The sequence below is a fragment of the Aeromonas sp. ASNIH5 genome, from assembly GCF_002902865.1.
GTDB classification, from domain to species: domain Bacteria; phylum Pseudomonadota; class Gammaproteobacteria; order Enterobacterales; family Aeromonadaceae; genus Aeromonas; species Aeromonas caviae.
On record NZ_CP026122.1, the window covers coordinates 278,609 to 293,598 of the forward strand.

The 14,990-nt window shown below is 61.9% G+C and carries 14 protein-coding genes; 13 read left to right on the plus strand and 1 reads right to left on the minus strand.

Annotated features, from left to right (window positions below):
• The 13 genes from fdx (at position 1) to C2U30_RS01270 (ending at position 13,081) form a co-directional block, all read left to right on the plus strand.
• Positions 1 to 339, plus strand: coding sequence for an ISC system 2Fe-2S type ferredoxin (fdx, locus tag C2U30_RS01210; RefSeq protein WP_005299781.1), 339 nt, complete (start codon positions 1 to 3; stop codon positions 337 to 339).
• A 157-nt stretch (positions 340 to 496) separates the two neighbouring features.
• Positions 497 to 1,798, plus strand: a complete 1,302-nt coding sequence (gene pepB / locus C2U30_RS01215) for an aminopeptidase PepB (protein ID WP_103242992.1) — start codon at positions 497 to 499, stop codon at positions 1,796 to 1,798.
• The gene (gene pepB, locus C2U30_RS01220; RefSeq protein WP_041213015.1) at positions 1,795 to 3,078 is read left to right on the plus strand and encodes an aminopeptidase PepB; all 1,284 of its coding nucleotides are present in this window, start codon (positions 1,795 to 1,797) and stop codon (positions 3,076 to 3,078) included. Before pepB (C2U30_RS01215) ends, pepB (C2U30_RS01220) begins: the two co-directional genes overlap by 4 nt.
• A 277-nt stretch (positions 3,079 to 3,355) precedes the next feature.
• Positions 3,356 to 3,784 (plus strand): nucleoside-diphosphate kinase, encoded by a 429-nt coding sequence (ndk, locus tag C2U30_RS01225; RefSeq protein ID WP_010675053.1) that lies wholly within the window; start codon positions 3,356 to 3,358, stop codon positions 3,782 to 3,784.
• Positions 3,785 to 3,951: 167 nt separating this feature from the next.
• Positions 3,952 to 5,055: a bifunctional tRNA (adenosine(37)-C2)-methyltransferase TrmG/ribosomal RNA large subunit methyltransferase RlmN gene (locus tag C2U30_RS01230; protein ID WP_041213014.1), complete on the plus strand. Its 1,104-nt coding sequence runs from the start codon at positions 3,952 to 3,954 to the stop codon at positions 5,053 to 5,055.
• Between the two features lie 11 nt (positions 5,056 to 5,066).
• Entirely contained in the window at positions 5,067 to 5,858 is a 792-nt protein-coding gene (gene tapF / locus C2U30_RS01235) for a PilW family type IVa pilus biogenesis/stability lipoprotein TapF (protein ID WP_080560523.1), read from the plus strand.
• Positions 5,848 to 6,768, plus strand: coding sequence for a RodZ domain-containing protein (locus C2U30_RS01240; RefSeq protein WP_103242993.1), 921 nt, complete (start codon positions 5,848 to 5,850; stop codon positions 6,766 to 6,768). Before tapF ends, C2U30_RS01240 begins: the two co-directional genes overlap by 11 nt.
• A 10-nt stretch (positions 6,769 to 6,778) precedes the next feature.
• The gene (gene ispG / locus C2U30_RS01245; protein WP_010675049.1) at positions 6,779 to 7,909 is read left to right on the plus strand and encodes a flavodoxin-dependent (E)-4-hydroxy-3-methylbut-2-enyl-diphosphate synthase; all 1,131 of its coding nucleotides are present in this window, start codon (positions 6,779 to 6,781) and stop codon (positions 7,907 to 7,909) included.
• A gap of 138 nt (positions 7,910 to 8,047) precedes the next feature.
• Entirely contained in the window at positions 8,048 to 9,325 is a 1,278-nt protein-coding gene (gene hisS / locus C2U30_RS01250; protein ID WP_039038721.1) for a histidine--tRNA ligase, read from the plus strand.
• 3 nt (positions 9,326 to 9,328) lie between these two features.
• Positions 9,329 to 9,979, plus strand: a complete 651-nt coding sequence (locus C2U30_RS01255) for a YfgM family protein (RefSeq protein ID WP_103242994.1) — start codon at positions 9,329 to 9,331, stop codon at positions 9,977 to 9,979.
• Complete coding sequence (gene bamB, locus C2U30_RS01260; protein ID WP_039038719.1) at positions 9,972 to 11,156, plus strand: outer membrane protein assembly factor BamB; 1,185 nt, start codon at positions 9,972 to 9,974, stop codon at positions 11,154 to 11,156. The genes C2U30_RS01255 and bamB overlap by 8 nt, the downstream gene beginning before the upstream one ends.
• 74 nt (positions 11,157 to 11,230) lie before the next feature.
• Complete coding sequence (der, locus tag C2U30_RS01265) at positions 11,231 to 12,727, plus strand: ribosome biogenesis GTPase Der (RefSeq protein ID WP_103242995.1); 1,497 nt, start codon at positions 11,231 to 11,233, stop codon at positions 12,725 to 12,727.
• Between the two features lie 123 nt (positions 12,728 to 12,850).
• The gene (locus tag C2U30_RS01270) at positions 12,851 to 13,081 is read left to right on the plus strand and encodes a zinc ribbon domain-containing protein (protein ID WP_103242996.1); all 231 of its coding nucleotides are present in this window, start codon (positions 12,851 to 12,853) and stop codon (positions 13,079 to 13,081) included.
• A gap of 322 nt (positions 13,082 to 13,403) precedes the next feature.
• Here the strand turns inward: C2U30_RS01270 and mltF are convergent, their stop codons facing one another.
• On the minus strand, positions 13,404 to 14,897 hold the full coding sequence (mltF, locus tag C2U30_RS01275) for a membrane-bound lytic murein transglycosylase MltF (protein WP_042880710.1): 1,494 nt from the start codon (positions 14,895 to 14,897) through the stop codon (positions 13,404 to 13,406).
• Between the last annotated feature and the right edge of the window lie 93 nt (positions 14,898 to 14,990).

The following is a 14,990-nucleotide window of genomic DNA, read 5'->3' on the forward strand; positions in this document are numbered from 1 at the left end:
ATGCCAAAACTGATTATTCTGCCCCATCCCGAGCTCTGTCCGGACGGCGCAGCCCTCGAAGGCGCGACCGGTGAAACCATTCTGGACATCGCGCTGCGCAATGGCATCGAGATCGAGCACGCTTGCGAGAAGTCCTGTGCTTGTACTACCTGTCACTGCGTGGTGCGGGAAGGGTTCGACTCCCTCGAGCCGAGCGACGAGCTGGAAGACGACATGCTGGACAAGGCGTGGGGGTTGGAGCCGGAATCCCGTCTCAGCTGCCAGGCCAGATTGGCGGACGAGGATCTGGTGGTGGAACTGCCCAAATACACCCTGAATCTGGCGTCTGAGCGCCACTGATGACCCCTTAATTACACATGAGTGAATTGCGCGTGCAGCATCTCGTGGTGCAGTAATGATATGGTGAAGGCCGTGACCCTTGAGGGAGCGGCCTTTTTTGTGCCCGTGATTTCCCTATTCGTTGATGAAAGTGCCAATAAAAAGGAAGCAAGAGAACATGGCTGACATGATGAACGTAAGGTTGTCGTCCCAGGCTGCCGCCGCCCAGTGGGGCGAGGGTGCCCTGCTCAGTTTCAACGGGGACGAGGCCCATCTCCATCTGGCCGCTGGCCAGGAGAAGGAGGCGCTGCGCGCCATCCAGCGGGGGGCCAGACGCCTCGAGTCGAGCGGCATCAAGCGCATCAAGCTGGTGGGCGAGGGGTGGAATGGGGAGCGTCGTTACGCCTTTGCCCAGGGCTTCTATGCCGCCAAGGGGGTTCGCGAGCTCGATTTTGGTGAACAGAGCGAGCAGGAAGCGGCCGAACTCGCCGCCCTGCTCAAGGCGACCCACTGGGTGCGCGAGGTGACCAACGGCTGCCCGGAAGCCATCTACCCCCTGAGCCTGGCGGAGTCCGCTCTGCTGCTCATTCGCAGCCTCGGCGGTGACAAGGTGACCGCCCGGATCACCGCTGGCGAAGCCTTGCGTGAATCGGGTCATATCGGGATCTGGTCGGTGGGCCGTGGCAGCGAGCGCGAGCCGGTGCTGCTGGAGCTCGACTACAACCCGACCGGGGATGCCAACGCCCCCGTGGTCGCGGCGCTGGTGGGCAAGGGGATCACCTTCGATTCCGGCGGCTACTCCATGAAGTCCTCCGACAACATGCTGCCGATGAAGTCCGACATGGGCGGCGCCGCCATGGTGACCGGCGCCCTGGCACTGGCCATCAGCCGTGGCCTGAACAAGCGGGTCAAGCTCATCCTCTGCTGCGCCGAGAACCTGGTCTCCGGCCACGCCTTCAAGCTCGGCGACATCCTCACTTATCGCAACGGCATCTCGGTCGAGATCCAGAACACCGATGCGGAAGGTCGCCTGGTGCTGGCAGACGGCCTGCTGGCCGCGAGCGAAAGCGGGGCTGCCTACATCCTCGACGCTGCCACCCTGACTGGCGCCGCCAAGACCGCGCTGGGCCGCGACTACAATGCCGTGTTTGCTCTCGATGAGGCGGAGCAGGTGCGCGCGCTGGCTGCCGCCAACGCCGAAAACGAGAAGGCCTGGCCGCTGCCGCTCGAACCCTGGCACGCAGGCCAGCTCACCTCGGCCTTTGCCGAGCTGGGCAATGTGGCATCCGCCGAAGGTACTGCCGGCGCCACCACGGCAGCGGCGTTCCTGTCGCGCTTCGTCCGTGACGAAGGCAAGGGCTGGGTGCACCTGGACCTGGCCGCTTCCTATCAGAAGTCGGGCAATGAGCTCTGGGCGACCGGGGCCAAGGGCCATGGTCTTCGCACGATTGCCCGCTGGTTGCAGGAGGTGTGCGCATGAACGTCTGGTTGAGCCGAGAGTTTGCACCGGCCGAGTGGGGGGAGGGGGCACTGCTATCCCACCGTGCCGACGGTATGGTGATCCATCTGGTGAGCGCCACTCCCTTGCTGGATATCCAGCAGGCGGCGCGGCGCCTGTGCAGCCAGGGGATCCAGCAGGTGGTCCTGGCTGGCCACTGGGAGCGGGAGCAGCAGTGGGCCTTTGCCCAGGGGCTGCAGACGCCCAAGGCGGAAGTGGGGTTGCAGTGGGCCACTTCGTCCGAGGAGGACAGGGAGGAGCTGGAGGCGCGCTGGCTGTGCGGGCGCTGGGTGCGGGAGATGACCAACGCCACTCCGGAGCAGCTGGGGCCGCTGGAGCTGGCGGTCGAAGCCGCTGCCTTCCTCACCGAGCTGGCACCGGACCGGATCAGCCATCGCATCCTCAAGGGAGAGGCGCTGCAACAGGCGGGCTGGGTCGGTCTCTATCAAGTGGGTCGTGGCAGTGACCGCGAGCCCGTGATGCTGGAGCTGGATTTCAATCCGGGCAAGGATCCCAAGGCGCCGGTAGCGGCCGCCCTGGTGGGCAAGGGGATCACCTTCGATTCCGGCGGCTACTCCATGAAGACCTCCCAGGGCATGCTGACCATGAAACACGACATGGGCGGCGCAGCCATCGTCACCGGCGCGCTGGCGCTGGCCATTCTGCGTGGCCTCGACAAGCGGGTGAAGCTCATCCTCTGCTGCGCCGAGAACCTGGTATCCGGCCATGCCTACAAGCTGGGTGACATCCTCACCTACAAGAACGGCACCACGGTGGAGGTGGTCAATACCGACGCCGAAGGGCGTCTGATCCTGGCCGACGGCTTGCAACTGGCCGGCGAGTCTGGTGCGCCGCTCATCATCGACGCTGCCACCCTCACCGGGGCGGCCGTGATGGCGCTGGGGGGGCGTTACAACGCCCTGTTTGGACTGGACAAGGGGCTGGTGAGCCGCGCCATGGCCTATTCGGATGCGGAGCAGGAGCCAGCATGGCCGCTGCCGCTGGAGCCCTGGCATCGCCAGCAGTGCCCGTCCCACTATGCCGACACCGCCAACAGCCGCCCCGTGCCGGGCGGCGGACCGGGGGGGGCCTCCAATGCGGCAGGCTTCCTCTCCCGCTTTGTCCCTGATGAGGGAAGAGGCTGGCTGCATGTCGATCTCGCCGCCTGCTTCAGCGAGAACGGCGACAGTCTGTGGGCGCCCGGGGCCAATACCCTGGGGATGCGCACCATCGCCCATACCCTGCTGGCGGAGACGCGCTGAGTCAGTGAACGGCATCACAAGGGCACCTCAGGGTGCCCTTTCCAGTGCTGCTTTGCTGAGCAATTGATACGGTTTTGAGGCATTAGCATGCCGATCGTGCGCAAGCGCACATTTTTTCTCTCTGCCCTGGCACAAGATGAGTCACCATGTTGTTTCAAGGATTCTTTTGTTTAACAAAAAGTTGACTTTTTGTGTGTTATTTCGTTTTTTGTTTACGTATAATCGCCGCCGAACATGGATTCCTACAATAAAACTCTGTAGTTAAGGAAAGAACTCAATGGCTATCGAACGTACCTTCTCCATCGTCAAGCCGGATGCGGTCAGCAAGAACCTGATTGGTGCCATTTACAGCCGTTTCGAAAGCGCCGGTCTGAAAGTGGTTGCCGCCAAGATGCTGCACCTGACCAGCGAACAGGCAGCCGGTTTCTACGCCGAGCACCAGGGCAAGCCGTTTTATGATGGTCTGGTTGGCTTCATGACCTCTGGCCCCGTCATGGTACAGGTGCTGGAAGGTGAAGACGCCATCCGCCGTCACCGTGAAATCATGGGCGCCACCAACCCGAAAGAGGCGCTGGCCGGCACCCTGCGCGCCTGCTACGCCGAGAGCATCGATCGCAACGCCGTCCACGGCTCCGATGCCCCGGCCTCTGCCGCCCGTGAAATCGCCTACTTCTTCTCCGACGACGAGATCTGCCCGCGCGGCTGATGTTGTCTGCTGGTGACCAAGGGAGCTTCGGCTCCCTTTTGTTTTTTGGTCATCCAGCCAATATCCACTTATTCTCCAGGTGGAAAGCCAGACCCATTATTTGTACAATGCCGCCCCCTGACGTAGGTCAGCCGATAATTTATGAAGTGTGTGAGCTGAGGCCCCTGATGAGCGAAACAAAAACCAACCTGCTGGATCTCGACCGGGATGCCATGCGTGCCTTCTTCGTCGAGTTGGGCGAGAAGCCGTTCCGGGCAGACCAGATAATGAAGTGGATCTATCACTTCGGTTGTGATGATTTCGATCAGATGAGCAACGTCAACAAGGCGCTGCGCGAGCGGCTCAAGGCGATTGCCGAGATCCGTGCCCCCGAGATCAGCCGTGAACAGCGCTCCGCCGATGGCACCATCAAATGGGCGCTGCAGGTGGGCGATCAGGAGGTGGAGACCGTCTACATTCCGGAAGCGGACCGCGCGACCCTGTGCGTCTCCTCTCAGGTGGGCTGCGCCCTGGCGTGCACCTTCTGCTCCACCGCCCAGCAAGGGTTCAACCGCAACCTGAAAGTCTCCGAGATCATCGGCCAGGTGTGGCGTGCCGCCAAAGTGGTGGGTGGCAAGCGCCCCATCACCAACGTGGTGATGATGGGCATGGGTGAGCCGCTGCTCAACCTCGCCAACGTGGTACCTGCCATGAAGCTGATGATGGATGACTTCGGCTTCAGCATCTCCAAGCGCCGTGTCACTCTCTCCACCTCCGGCGTGGTGCCGGCGCTGGACATGCTGGGGGACCAGATCGACGTGGCACTGGCCATCTCCCTGCATGCGCCGAACGACCAGTTGCGTTCCGAGATCATGCCGATCAACGACAAGTACAACATCGAGTCCTTCCTTGCCGGTGTACGCCGCTATCTGGCCAAGTCCAACGCCAACGGCGGCCGGGTGACCGTGGAGTATGTGCTGCTCGACCACATCAACGACGACATGCAGCATGCCCATGAGCTGGCCAAGGTCCTCAAGGAAACCCCTTGCAAGATCAACCTGATCCCGTTCAACCCCTTCCCGGGCAACCCGTTTGGCAAGCCGAGCAACAGCCGTATCGACCGTTTCTCCAAGGTGCTGATGGAATACGGCCTGACCGTCATCGTGCGCAAGACCCGTGGTGACGACATCGACGCCGCCTGCGGCCAGCTGGTGGGGGAGGTGATCGACCGCACCAAGCGCACCATGAAAAATCGGATGCAACAGGATGGGATTTCCGTCAAAATGGTTTAACTCCTAAGCCATTGTATAGACAGGAAATGGATATCCGTACATTGATCGTAGTGGCAGCGCTCTGTGCGCTGCCAGGCTGTGTCACAGAGACCACTTACGCTGGCCAGAATTCGACCCAGCGTGAAGTGGGCCCCGACCTCAAGGCCGCTGCCCAGACTCGTCTCGATCTGGGTATCCAGTATCTGCGCCAGGGCAATGCCGAGCAGGCCAAATTCAATCTCGACCGCGCCCTTCAGTACGATCCCAACAATCCTCAGGTCTACATCGGTTTTGCCTATTTCTATCAGCAGGTGTCGGATTTCAAGGCCGCCGAGGCGAGCTACAAGAAAGCGCTGGCCATGGATCCGTCCAATGCTGACGCGATGAACAACTATGGCGCCTTCCTCTGCAACCGTGGCCGCTTCGACGAAGCGGAAAAGGCGTTCTTGCAGGCCGTCAGCCAGCCCGATTACGTGAAGATCGCCGATACCTACGAGAATGCGGCGCTCTGCTCGATGCAAAATCACAGAAATGACAAGGCTGGCGAGTATTATCGTCTGGCCTTGGGGTATAATCCCCGCAATCCTAGGTTATTGCTGGACATGGCCGAGCTTTCCATGAAAGATGGCAAGCTTCCTGATGTCCAGTCTTACCTCGTGCGCTTTGCCGACGTGGCAGAGGAGAACGAGGAGAGCCTCTGGCTCCGGCTGCGGCTGGCCCAGGCCATGGACAAACCGGCATTACTTCACCAATTCGGGACTGAGCTGGTAAGGCAATATCCCACTTCGCAACAAGCCAAGCGTTACTTAGCCAATGACTACTGAACAGCCACACGATTTCCAAGACGACTCCCAGGCAGCGGGCCCAGGCCAGCTGCTGCGCAATGCCCGTGAACAGCTCGGCTGGACCCGGGAACAGGTTGCGTCCCGCATTCACCTTCGTCTGACCCTGATCGCCGCCATCGAAGCGGATACCTATGACAAGCACACGTCCCATACCTTCATTCGTGGCTATCTTCGGGCCTATGCCAAGCTCGTGGGCATCCCCGAGGAGACCATCCTCGCCGCCTACGAAAAGCTGGGACTGACTCCCCCCGACAACATCGACATGCAGAGCTTCTCCCGTCGCTCCCGCCAGCAGGCCAATGACAGCCGGCTCAAGGTAGTGACCTGGCTTGTGATCCTGGTGCTGATCGGGCTCTCCGTCGCCTGGTGGTGGCAGAGCACGGCGCGCCGCTCCGCCGGTGACGACGCCCTGGCGGCGACCGAGATGAGCGCGACCGTCAATACGCCGGAAGCGAATGTTGCCCCCGCCGTGGAGGTCGCCGAGCCCGTGCTGCCCGCAGTGTCCGATGCCGTGTCCACCCAGGTTGTGGTGAGCGGTGCCACCGCGACCCTGCCTGTGGTCGCTACGGATGCCAGCGCAGCCGTCCCGACGGACGTTTCCGGTGCGGTCTCGACTGCCGAGAGCACGACCACCGAGCCCGCCAAGGCGCCCCAGCTCAAGATGAGCTTCACCGCCGATTGCTGGCTGGACGTCAAGGATGCCAACGGCAAGACCCTGTTCAGCGGTCTGAAGAAGGCGAACGACGAACTGGTACTGGAAGGACCCGAGCCACTCAGATTCATCATTGGCGCGCCCATGGCGGTCAATCTCGAATATCAGGGCAAGTCCTTCGACATGAGCCGTTACAACAACGGCCGGACTGCCCGCTTCTCACTGCCGCAGGAGTAATCAGTCCGCCATGTCTGTTCACGAAAAGCCCGCACACGAATCACCCATCGTTCGTCGCAAATCCAGACAGATCATGGTCGGCAACGTACCGGTTGGGGGCGATGCCCCCATCACGGTACAGACCATGACCAACACCAAGACCACGGACGTGGCCGCTACCGTCGAGCAGATCCAGCGGATCGAGCGGGTCGGCGCCGACATCGTCCGGGTCTCCGTCCCCACCATGGAGGCGGCGGAAGCGTTCAAGCTCATCAAGCAGCAGACCCGCATCCCCATTGTGGCCGACATCCACTTCGACTACCGCATCGCCCTCAAAGTGGCCGAGTACGGGGCCGACTGCCTGCGCATCAACCCGGGCAACATCGGCAACGAAGAGCGGGTGCGTGCGGTGGTGGATTGTGCCCGTCACTACAACATCCCCATCCGCATCGGCGTCAACGGCGGTTCCCTTGAGCGTGATCTCCAGGAGAAATACGGCGAGCCGACCCCGGAGGCGCTGCTGGAGTCCGCCATGCGCCACGTGGATTACCTGGATCGCCTCGACTTCCAGAACTTCAAGGTGAGCGTCAAGGCGTCCGATGTCTTCCTGGCGGTCGGTGCCTATCGCCTGCTGGCAAAGCAGATCGATCAACCCCTGCATCTGGGCATCACGGAAGCGGGCGGTTTTCGCGCTGGCGCGGTCAAGTCCGCCATCGGCCTTGGCATGTTGCTGAGCGAAGGGATTGGCGACACCCTGCGCATCTCCCTGGCCGCCGATCCGGTGGAAGAGGTGAAGGTGGGCTTCGACATCCTCAAATCCCTGCGCATCCGTTCCCGCGGCATCAACTTCATTGCCTGTCCCTCCTGCTCCCGTCAGGAGTTCGACGTCATCGGCACGGTCAACGCCCTGGAAGAGCGGCTCGAAGACATCATCACCCCGATGGATGTCTCCATCATCGGCTGTGTGGTGAACGGTCCGGGGGAGGCGCTGGTTTCCGATCTCGGCCTTGCGGGCGCCGCCAACAAGAGTGCCTTCTACGAGGGGGGCCAGCGGGTCGACCGGCTCGACAACAAGGATTTGATCCCGACCCTGGAGCGTCGCATCCGTGCCCGGGCTGCCATGCTGGATCCGGCCAACCAGATCCAGGTGGACAAAGGTTGAACGATGACGGGGCCACCTGGGGTGGCCCCGGCTTTAGGTTGTTGATTTTACATCCCGCATCCGGGCACCCGATTTTACCTCGGGGTCGAAAATCCCTATAATGCGGCCAAATTTTACCTCTTTTTCTCGAGTATCAACGTGGCAAAACAGATCCAAGCTATTCGCGGTATGAATGATTGCCTGCCGGAGCAGAGCCCGGTATGGCAGAAAGTAGAACAGATCCTGCGCCAGGTCGTGGCCAGCTATGGCTACAGCGAAGTGCGCATGCCCATCGTCGAGCAGACCCATCTGTTCAAGCGTGCCATCGGTGAAGTGACCGACGTGGTCGAAAAAGAGATGTACACCTTTGAAGACCGCAACGGCGACAGCCTGAGCCTGCGTCCGGAAGGGACCGCCAGTTGCGTGCGTGCCGGCATCGAACACGGTCTGCTTTACAACCAGGAACGCCGGATGTGGTACATGGGCCCCATGTTCCGCCACGAGCGTCCCCAGAAAGGCCGTTATCGCCAGTTCCATCAGTTCGGGGTCGAGCTGTTCGGCATCAACGGGCCGGACATCGATGCCGAGCTCATCATGCTGACTCACCGCCTGTGGCGTCTGTTCGGCATCAGCGATCACGTGACCCTGCAGCTCAATACCCTCGGCCAGAGCAGCGAACGTGCCGCCTATCGCGATGCCCTGGTCGCCTATCTGGAACAGTACAAGAGCGAGCTGGACGAAGAGAGCCAGCGCCGTATGTACAGCAACCCCCTGCGGGTGCTCGATTCCAAGGACGAAAAAGTGCAGGCCATCCTGGCGGGAGCCCCCCGTCTGTTCGACCACCTGGGCGAAGAGAGCCTGGCTCACTTCGAAGGGCTCAAGCGCCTGCTCACGGCGGCCGGCATCCAGTTCGAGGTGAACGAGCGTCTGGTGCGCGGCCTCGACTACTACAACCTGACCGTGTTCGAGTGGGTGACCAACAGCCTGGGGGCCCAGGGCACCGTCTGTGCCGGTGGTCGCTACGACGGCCTGGTGGAGCAGCTCGGTGGCCAGCCGACCCCGGCGGTGGGCTTTGCCATGGGCATGGAGCGTCTGGTACTGATGCTCGAAACCCTCGAGCTCAATGCTGACATCCGCCCGGCGGTGGATGTCTATCTCTGCATGGTGGGTGAGGGGACCGAGCAGGCTGGCTTTGCACTGGCCGAGCGCCTGCGCGATGCCCTGCCGGACTTGCGCCTCATGAGCCACTGCGGCGGCGGCAACTTCAAGAAACAACTCAAGCGTGCCGACAAGAGCGGCGCGGCCATTGCCCTGATCCTTGGGGAGACCGAGGTGCAAAGCGGGGAGATCACCATCAAATATCTGCGTGGCCAGGCCGAGCAACAGACCGTCTCGGTCGATGCCGCCATTGCCCTGCTGGCAGCGAAAGGAGAGTAAGCTGTGGAAGTGTATACCACTGAAGAACAACAGGTTGAGGTCATCAAGAGCTGGTGGAAAGAGAACGGCACCTCGGTGATCGCAGGAACTGTTATCGGTCTGGTCGGCCTCTTTGGCTGGCGCTACTACAACGAGATGCAGCAGAACAACCAGGAAGCCGCCTCCCAGGCTTACAACGAGATGACCGCCCAGCTCGCCAAGGGGGATGACGCCGCCCTGGAGCAGGCAAAGAGCTTCATTACCGCCCACAAGGGTGACGCCTATGCCGAGCTGGCCGCCTTGCAACTGGCCGCGGCCGCCGTCAAGGCGGGCAAGCTGGATCTGGCTGCCGAGCAGCTGACCCTGGTGGCCGCCAGTGGCGATGACAGCATCAAGCCCATCGCCGCCCTGCGTCTGGCAAGGGTCCTGAGCGATCAGGGCAAGGCTGACGAGGCCCTGGCCCAGCTTGGCAAGATCAACAACGACGCTTTCAAGGCCCAGGTGGCGGAAGTGCGCGGCGACATCCTGCAAAAGCAGGGCAAGGCCGAAGAAGCGCGCGATGCCTATCAGGCGGCGGCGGATGCCGGCGGCCTGCAGAGCAGCGCCGAACTCAAGCTGAAGATGGATGATCTGGCGCTGCCAGCCGTCACTGCGGGCGAGGCTCCGGATGCGTAATCTGTACAAGCGAATGGCGCTGGGGGTGGCTGTCTCCTTCGCCTTGCAGGGCTGCTCCCTGTTCAGTTCGGAAGAAGATCTCAACCCCATGGCACCCCTGCCCAAGGTCGAGTCCGCGTTCACTGCCGATACGGCATGGTCCTCCTCGGTTGGGGATGGCATCGGCAACTTCTACTCCCAGCTCAAGCCGGTGGTGGAAGAGGACCGCATCTATGCAGCGGCCCGCGATGGCGATGTGACCGCCTTCGAACGCGAGAGCGGCAAGGAGCTGTGGAGCGTGGATCTGGCAGATCTGCCCATCAACGCCGACAAGCGCAGTGCCCGTCTCTCCGGTGGTCTGGTCTCCCGCTACGGCAAGCTGTTCCTCGGGTCCGAAAACGGGGTGGTCTACGCCCTGAACGAGGCCAACGGCGAAGTGCTGTGGCAGACCACGGTGCCGGGGGAAGTGGTGGCGAGCCCCGCCGTCGAGGATGGCCGCGTGGTGGTGCTGACCACCTCCGGTCGCCTGGTGGCGCTCGATACCGACGAGGGCAAGCTGCAGTGGACCCTGTCCGAAGAGCAGCCGCCCCTGACCCTGCGCAGTGCCGGCGCCCCCATCATCACCAACGGTGCCGTCATCTATGGCCGCGCCGATGGCAAGGTGGGCATCGCTCTGCTGAGCAACGGCCAGCCGGTGCGTCAATCCAAGGTGGCTGACCCGCGCGGCGCCACCGAACTGGATCGGATGGTGGACGTCGATGCCAGCCCGCTGATTGCCGGTGATGAGCTCTACGCCATCGCCTACAACGGCCAGTTGATGGCGCGCAAGCTGATGAGCGGCGACGAAGTGTGGAAGCGCAAGTATTCCGGTTATCGCGATATGGCGGTGACCGGCAATGCCATCGTGCTGACCGACAGCCGCAGCCATCTGTTTGCGGTCGATCGTCGCAACGGTCTCGAGCTGTGGTCCAACACCCAGCTGGAAAACCGCACCGTGACCGCCCCCGTCATCCTGGGTGACTATGTGGTGGTCGGCGATGTGGAAGGTTACCTGTATTGGCTGGACCGTACCGACGGGACCATCAAGGCCATGCAGCAGCTCGACAGCAGTGGTCTCTATGCCGCTCCGCTGGTGGAGGGTGACACCCTGTATGTGCAGAGCCGTGACGGCAAGTTGTACGCCCTCAAGCGTCCTTGATCGTCCGATAATGTGAATATCCGGCTCCTGGTCTTCGGACCCGGAGCCTTTGTCGTCTTGAGAATGAGGCTTTTATGACTCCTGTAGTTGCCCTGGTGGGCCGCCCCAACGTGGGGAAATCCACCCTGTTTAACCGCCTGACCCGTACCCGGGATGCCCTGGTTGCCGACTTCCCCGGCCTGACCCGGGACCGCAAATATGGCCAGGCGAAGCTGGGCGAGCTGGAATTTATCGTGGTCGATACCGGCGGTATCGATGGCACCGAGGAGGGGATCGAGCTGAAGATGGCCGAGCAGTCCCTGCTGGCCATCGAAGAGGCCGATGTGGTGCTCTTCATGGTGGATGCCCGTGCCGGTCTCACCGCGGCGGATCAGGCCATCGCCGAGCACCTGCGCAAGACCCACAAGAAGGTGTTTCTGGTGGCCAACAAGACCGACGGCATCGACGGTGACTCCGCGGTGTCCGAGTTCTACGGTCTGGCCCTGGGCGAGGTCTACCAGATGGCGGCCGCCCACGGCCGTGGCGTACTGAGCCTGCTGGAGCTGGCCCTGGCCCCTCACCTCGAGACCCTGGTCGGCTCTGCCACCCAGGCACAAGAGGAAGAGGAGCTGGAGGAGTTCGACGAAGAGGCCCTGCTGCGCATGGTGGCTGCCGGTGAGCTCGACACCCGGGAAGACACCAAGGAGACGCCGTTCGCCGACCTGCCCATCAAATTTGCTATCGTCGGTCGTCCCAACGTCGGCAAGTCGACCCTGACCAACCGCATGCTGGGCGAAGATCGGGTCATCGTCTACGACATGCCGGGTACCACCCGCGACTCCGTCTACATCCCCATGGAGCGCGACGATCAGAAATACGTGGTCATAGACACCGCCGGCGTGCGTCGCCGTGGCAAGGTGCACGAGACGGTGGAGAAGTTCTCCGTCATCAAGACGCTCAAGGCGATTGAAGATGCCAACGTCTGCCTGCTGGTCATTGACGCCCGGGAGACCATCACGGATCAGGACTTGAGCATCCTCGGCTTCGTGCTCAACAGCGGCCGCTCCGTGGTACTGGTGGTCAACAAGTGGGACGGCCTGGATCAGAAGGTGAAAGAGGACGTCAAGAACGAGCTGGACAGACGTCTGGGCTTCATCGACTTCGCCCGGGTGCACTTCATCTCCGCCCTGCACGGCAGTGGCGTCGGTCACCTGTTCGAATCCATCAACGAGGCTTACGAGTCCGCGACTCGCCGCACCAGCACCGCCATGCTGACCCGCATCATGCAGATGGCCCAGGAAGATCACCAGCCGCCCATGGTGAATGGTCGCCGGGTCAAGCTGAAGTATGCCCACGCCGGTGGCTACAACCCGCCGCGCATCGTGATCCACGGCAACCAGTTGAACGACCTGCCTGACTCCTACAAGCGCTACCTCATCAACTACTTCCGCAAGTCGTTGAAGATCATGGGGACGCCGATCCGGGTGGAGTTCCAGGAGTCGGTCAACCCGTTCGAGGGCAAGAAGAACACCCTGACCCTGAGCCAGGAACGCCAGCGCAAGCGCCTGCTCAAGGCCAAAGCGAAGAAATAAAGCCCTGCGGCTGCCCTTACCGGCAGCCGTTTTTCTTGGTGGCCCTCCTCAGGGCAGACAAACCGGGGGAGGGGCTGCGGGTAATGCCGGTGCACAGTGACGTAAAGAGGAGTCGAGAAGAGAATGAACACGCTGACCTGCCCTACCTGTCAGGGCGAACTGGACAGCCGCAGCCAGGAGACGACGTGTGGCCAGTGTCAGGCCCGTTATCGCATCCGGACCCTGTGTCCTGCCTGCGGGCAGGAGCTGGAGCGGCTTCGGGCTTGCGGCGCAGTGGATTATTTTTGCAACCACTGCAACACCCTGGTCTCCAAACGCACCGTTCTGTTCGAGGCGCAGCCTGACAAGGCATAAAAAAACCCGGCTGATGCCGGGTTTATACTGTGTGCTCCGCTATCAGCAGCGTGAAGGAGCGGTTTCTGTGCCAGATCTTGCGTTTCATGTCGGCCAGCTTGAGCTTGCGTCTCGGGCTCCAGGCACATTTGGTTTTTCGGGCCAACATGGCTCTTCTGCGTGCTCGCATCCTGTTCTCCTCCCTGGTCTTGCGTGGGGCCGAAAGGGCCCTTGGCAGGAACTGCAACGCAATGAATACATTGCAATAAGTTCGCTCCAGCGCCCCTCGTATACCCAAGGATGGTAACAGAGAACAGGGCAGGAAAACACACCCCCGGCGAGGCTAGGGGGTGATGATCTGTTTGACCACTTCGGCGATGATGGCCGGACGCTGCGCCGGCACGTCCGGTTCGCTGCTGTCGTCCTCGTCCAGCTCCTCGCGACGATGGGCCTTCTGCTGTTCGTTGTCGAGCCAGAGCAGGCTCTGGTAGTACTGGCGCACGTTGTTGACATAGTTGCGCGCCTCGCCGCCACGGGCATAGCCATAGCGCACCTTGCGATGCCAGCGTGACTGCTGCAACAGGGGCAGCACCTCTTTCACATCGCTCCAGGCGTCCGGGTTCTTGCCCAGCTCCTTGGTCAGGCGGCGGGCATCCATCATGTGGCCGTAGCCGATGTTGTAGGCGGTGAGGGCAAACCACACTTTCTCGTCCGCCGGGACCGAGTCGGGCACCTTCGCCATCATCTCCTGCAGGTAGCGGGCGCCCCCCTTGATGCTCTCTTCCGGGTGGGTGCGATCGTTTACCCCCATCGCCTTGGCGGTCGGGCCGGTGAGCATCATCATGCCGCGCACCCCGGTGTAGGAGCGTGCCTGGGGATCCCAGTGGGATTCCTGATAGCTGATGGCGGCCAGCAGCCGCCAGTCGATATCCTTGGCGTGGGTCTGGAACAGCGCCTGGTACTTGGGCAGCAGGCTCTTGGCCCGTTGCAGGAAGGTACGGGTGTCGACGAAATCGAAGTTCTGCACGTGGCCGAAGTACTTCTCGTCGAGCTTGGCGATGGCGCCATCCATGAAGCGCTGACCGAAGAAGTCGATGATGCTGGCGTAGAGGCTGTCGTCGGGCAGCTTGGTCATGGCCCAGGCCACGGTCTGCTTGCTGGCGAGGGTCAAGCCTTCGGTGAGTTCAGGGTAGTAGCGCTGGGTACGGGCCAGTATGGTGTCCTGCACCACCGTGTAGTCCACCTTGCCGTCGGCCACCTGCTTGAGCAGCTCTTCCACGTCCGCATCCCGATTGGTGCTCCACTTCAGGTTGGGGTACTGCTTGGCCAGCTCCTTCATCAGGTCCTCGCCGGTGGAGCCCGCCGGCACCACTATGCTGCCCTTGATGTCACCGAGGTTCTTGGGCCTGGGGGAGCCGTTGCGATAGACCAGCTTGGGGGAGACCTGGTAGAAGCCGGGGCCGAAGCGGAACAGCTTGCGCCGCTCCGGGGTCACGACGATGGCGGCGGCGGCGAGATCCAGCTTGCCCTTTTGCAGTTGCTCGACCAGCTCGGCGGTGCTGTAGGCCGGTACTATGGTCAGCTTGACCCCCAGCCAGTCGGCGTAAAGCTGCGCCAGCTCGTAGTCGAACCCCAGTGCGGTGTCGTCACGCTGGTAATAGGAAGTGGGGCCATAGAGGGTGCCAACCCGGATCTCGCCTCGCTGGCGGATCTGCTCCAGTTGGCTGGAGGGGTGGTAGAAGTCGCAACCGGCCAGGGCCAGCGTCAACATCATCCCGATGAACAGTCGAAAAATGCAGCGCAAGTAGGTGAGTACCCTTGTTGAAAAAAACGGCATTTGTCAAAAAAGAGGCACCTTTATACCAGAGAGTATGAAGGGAGTCACACCGCGCGAGATGAGAAAAACGTTTGTTCAGGATGGGCCTGATCC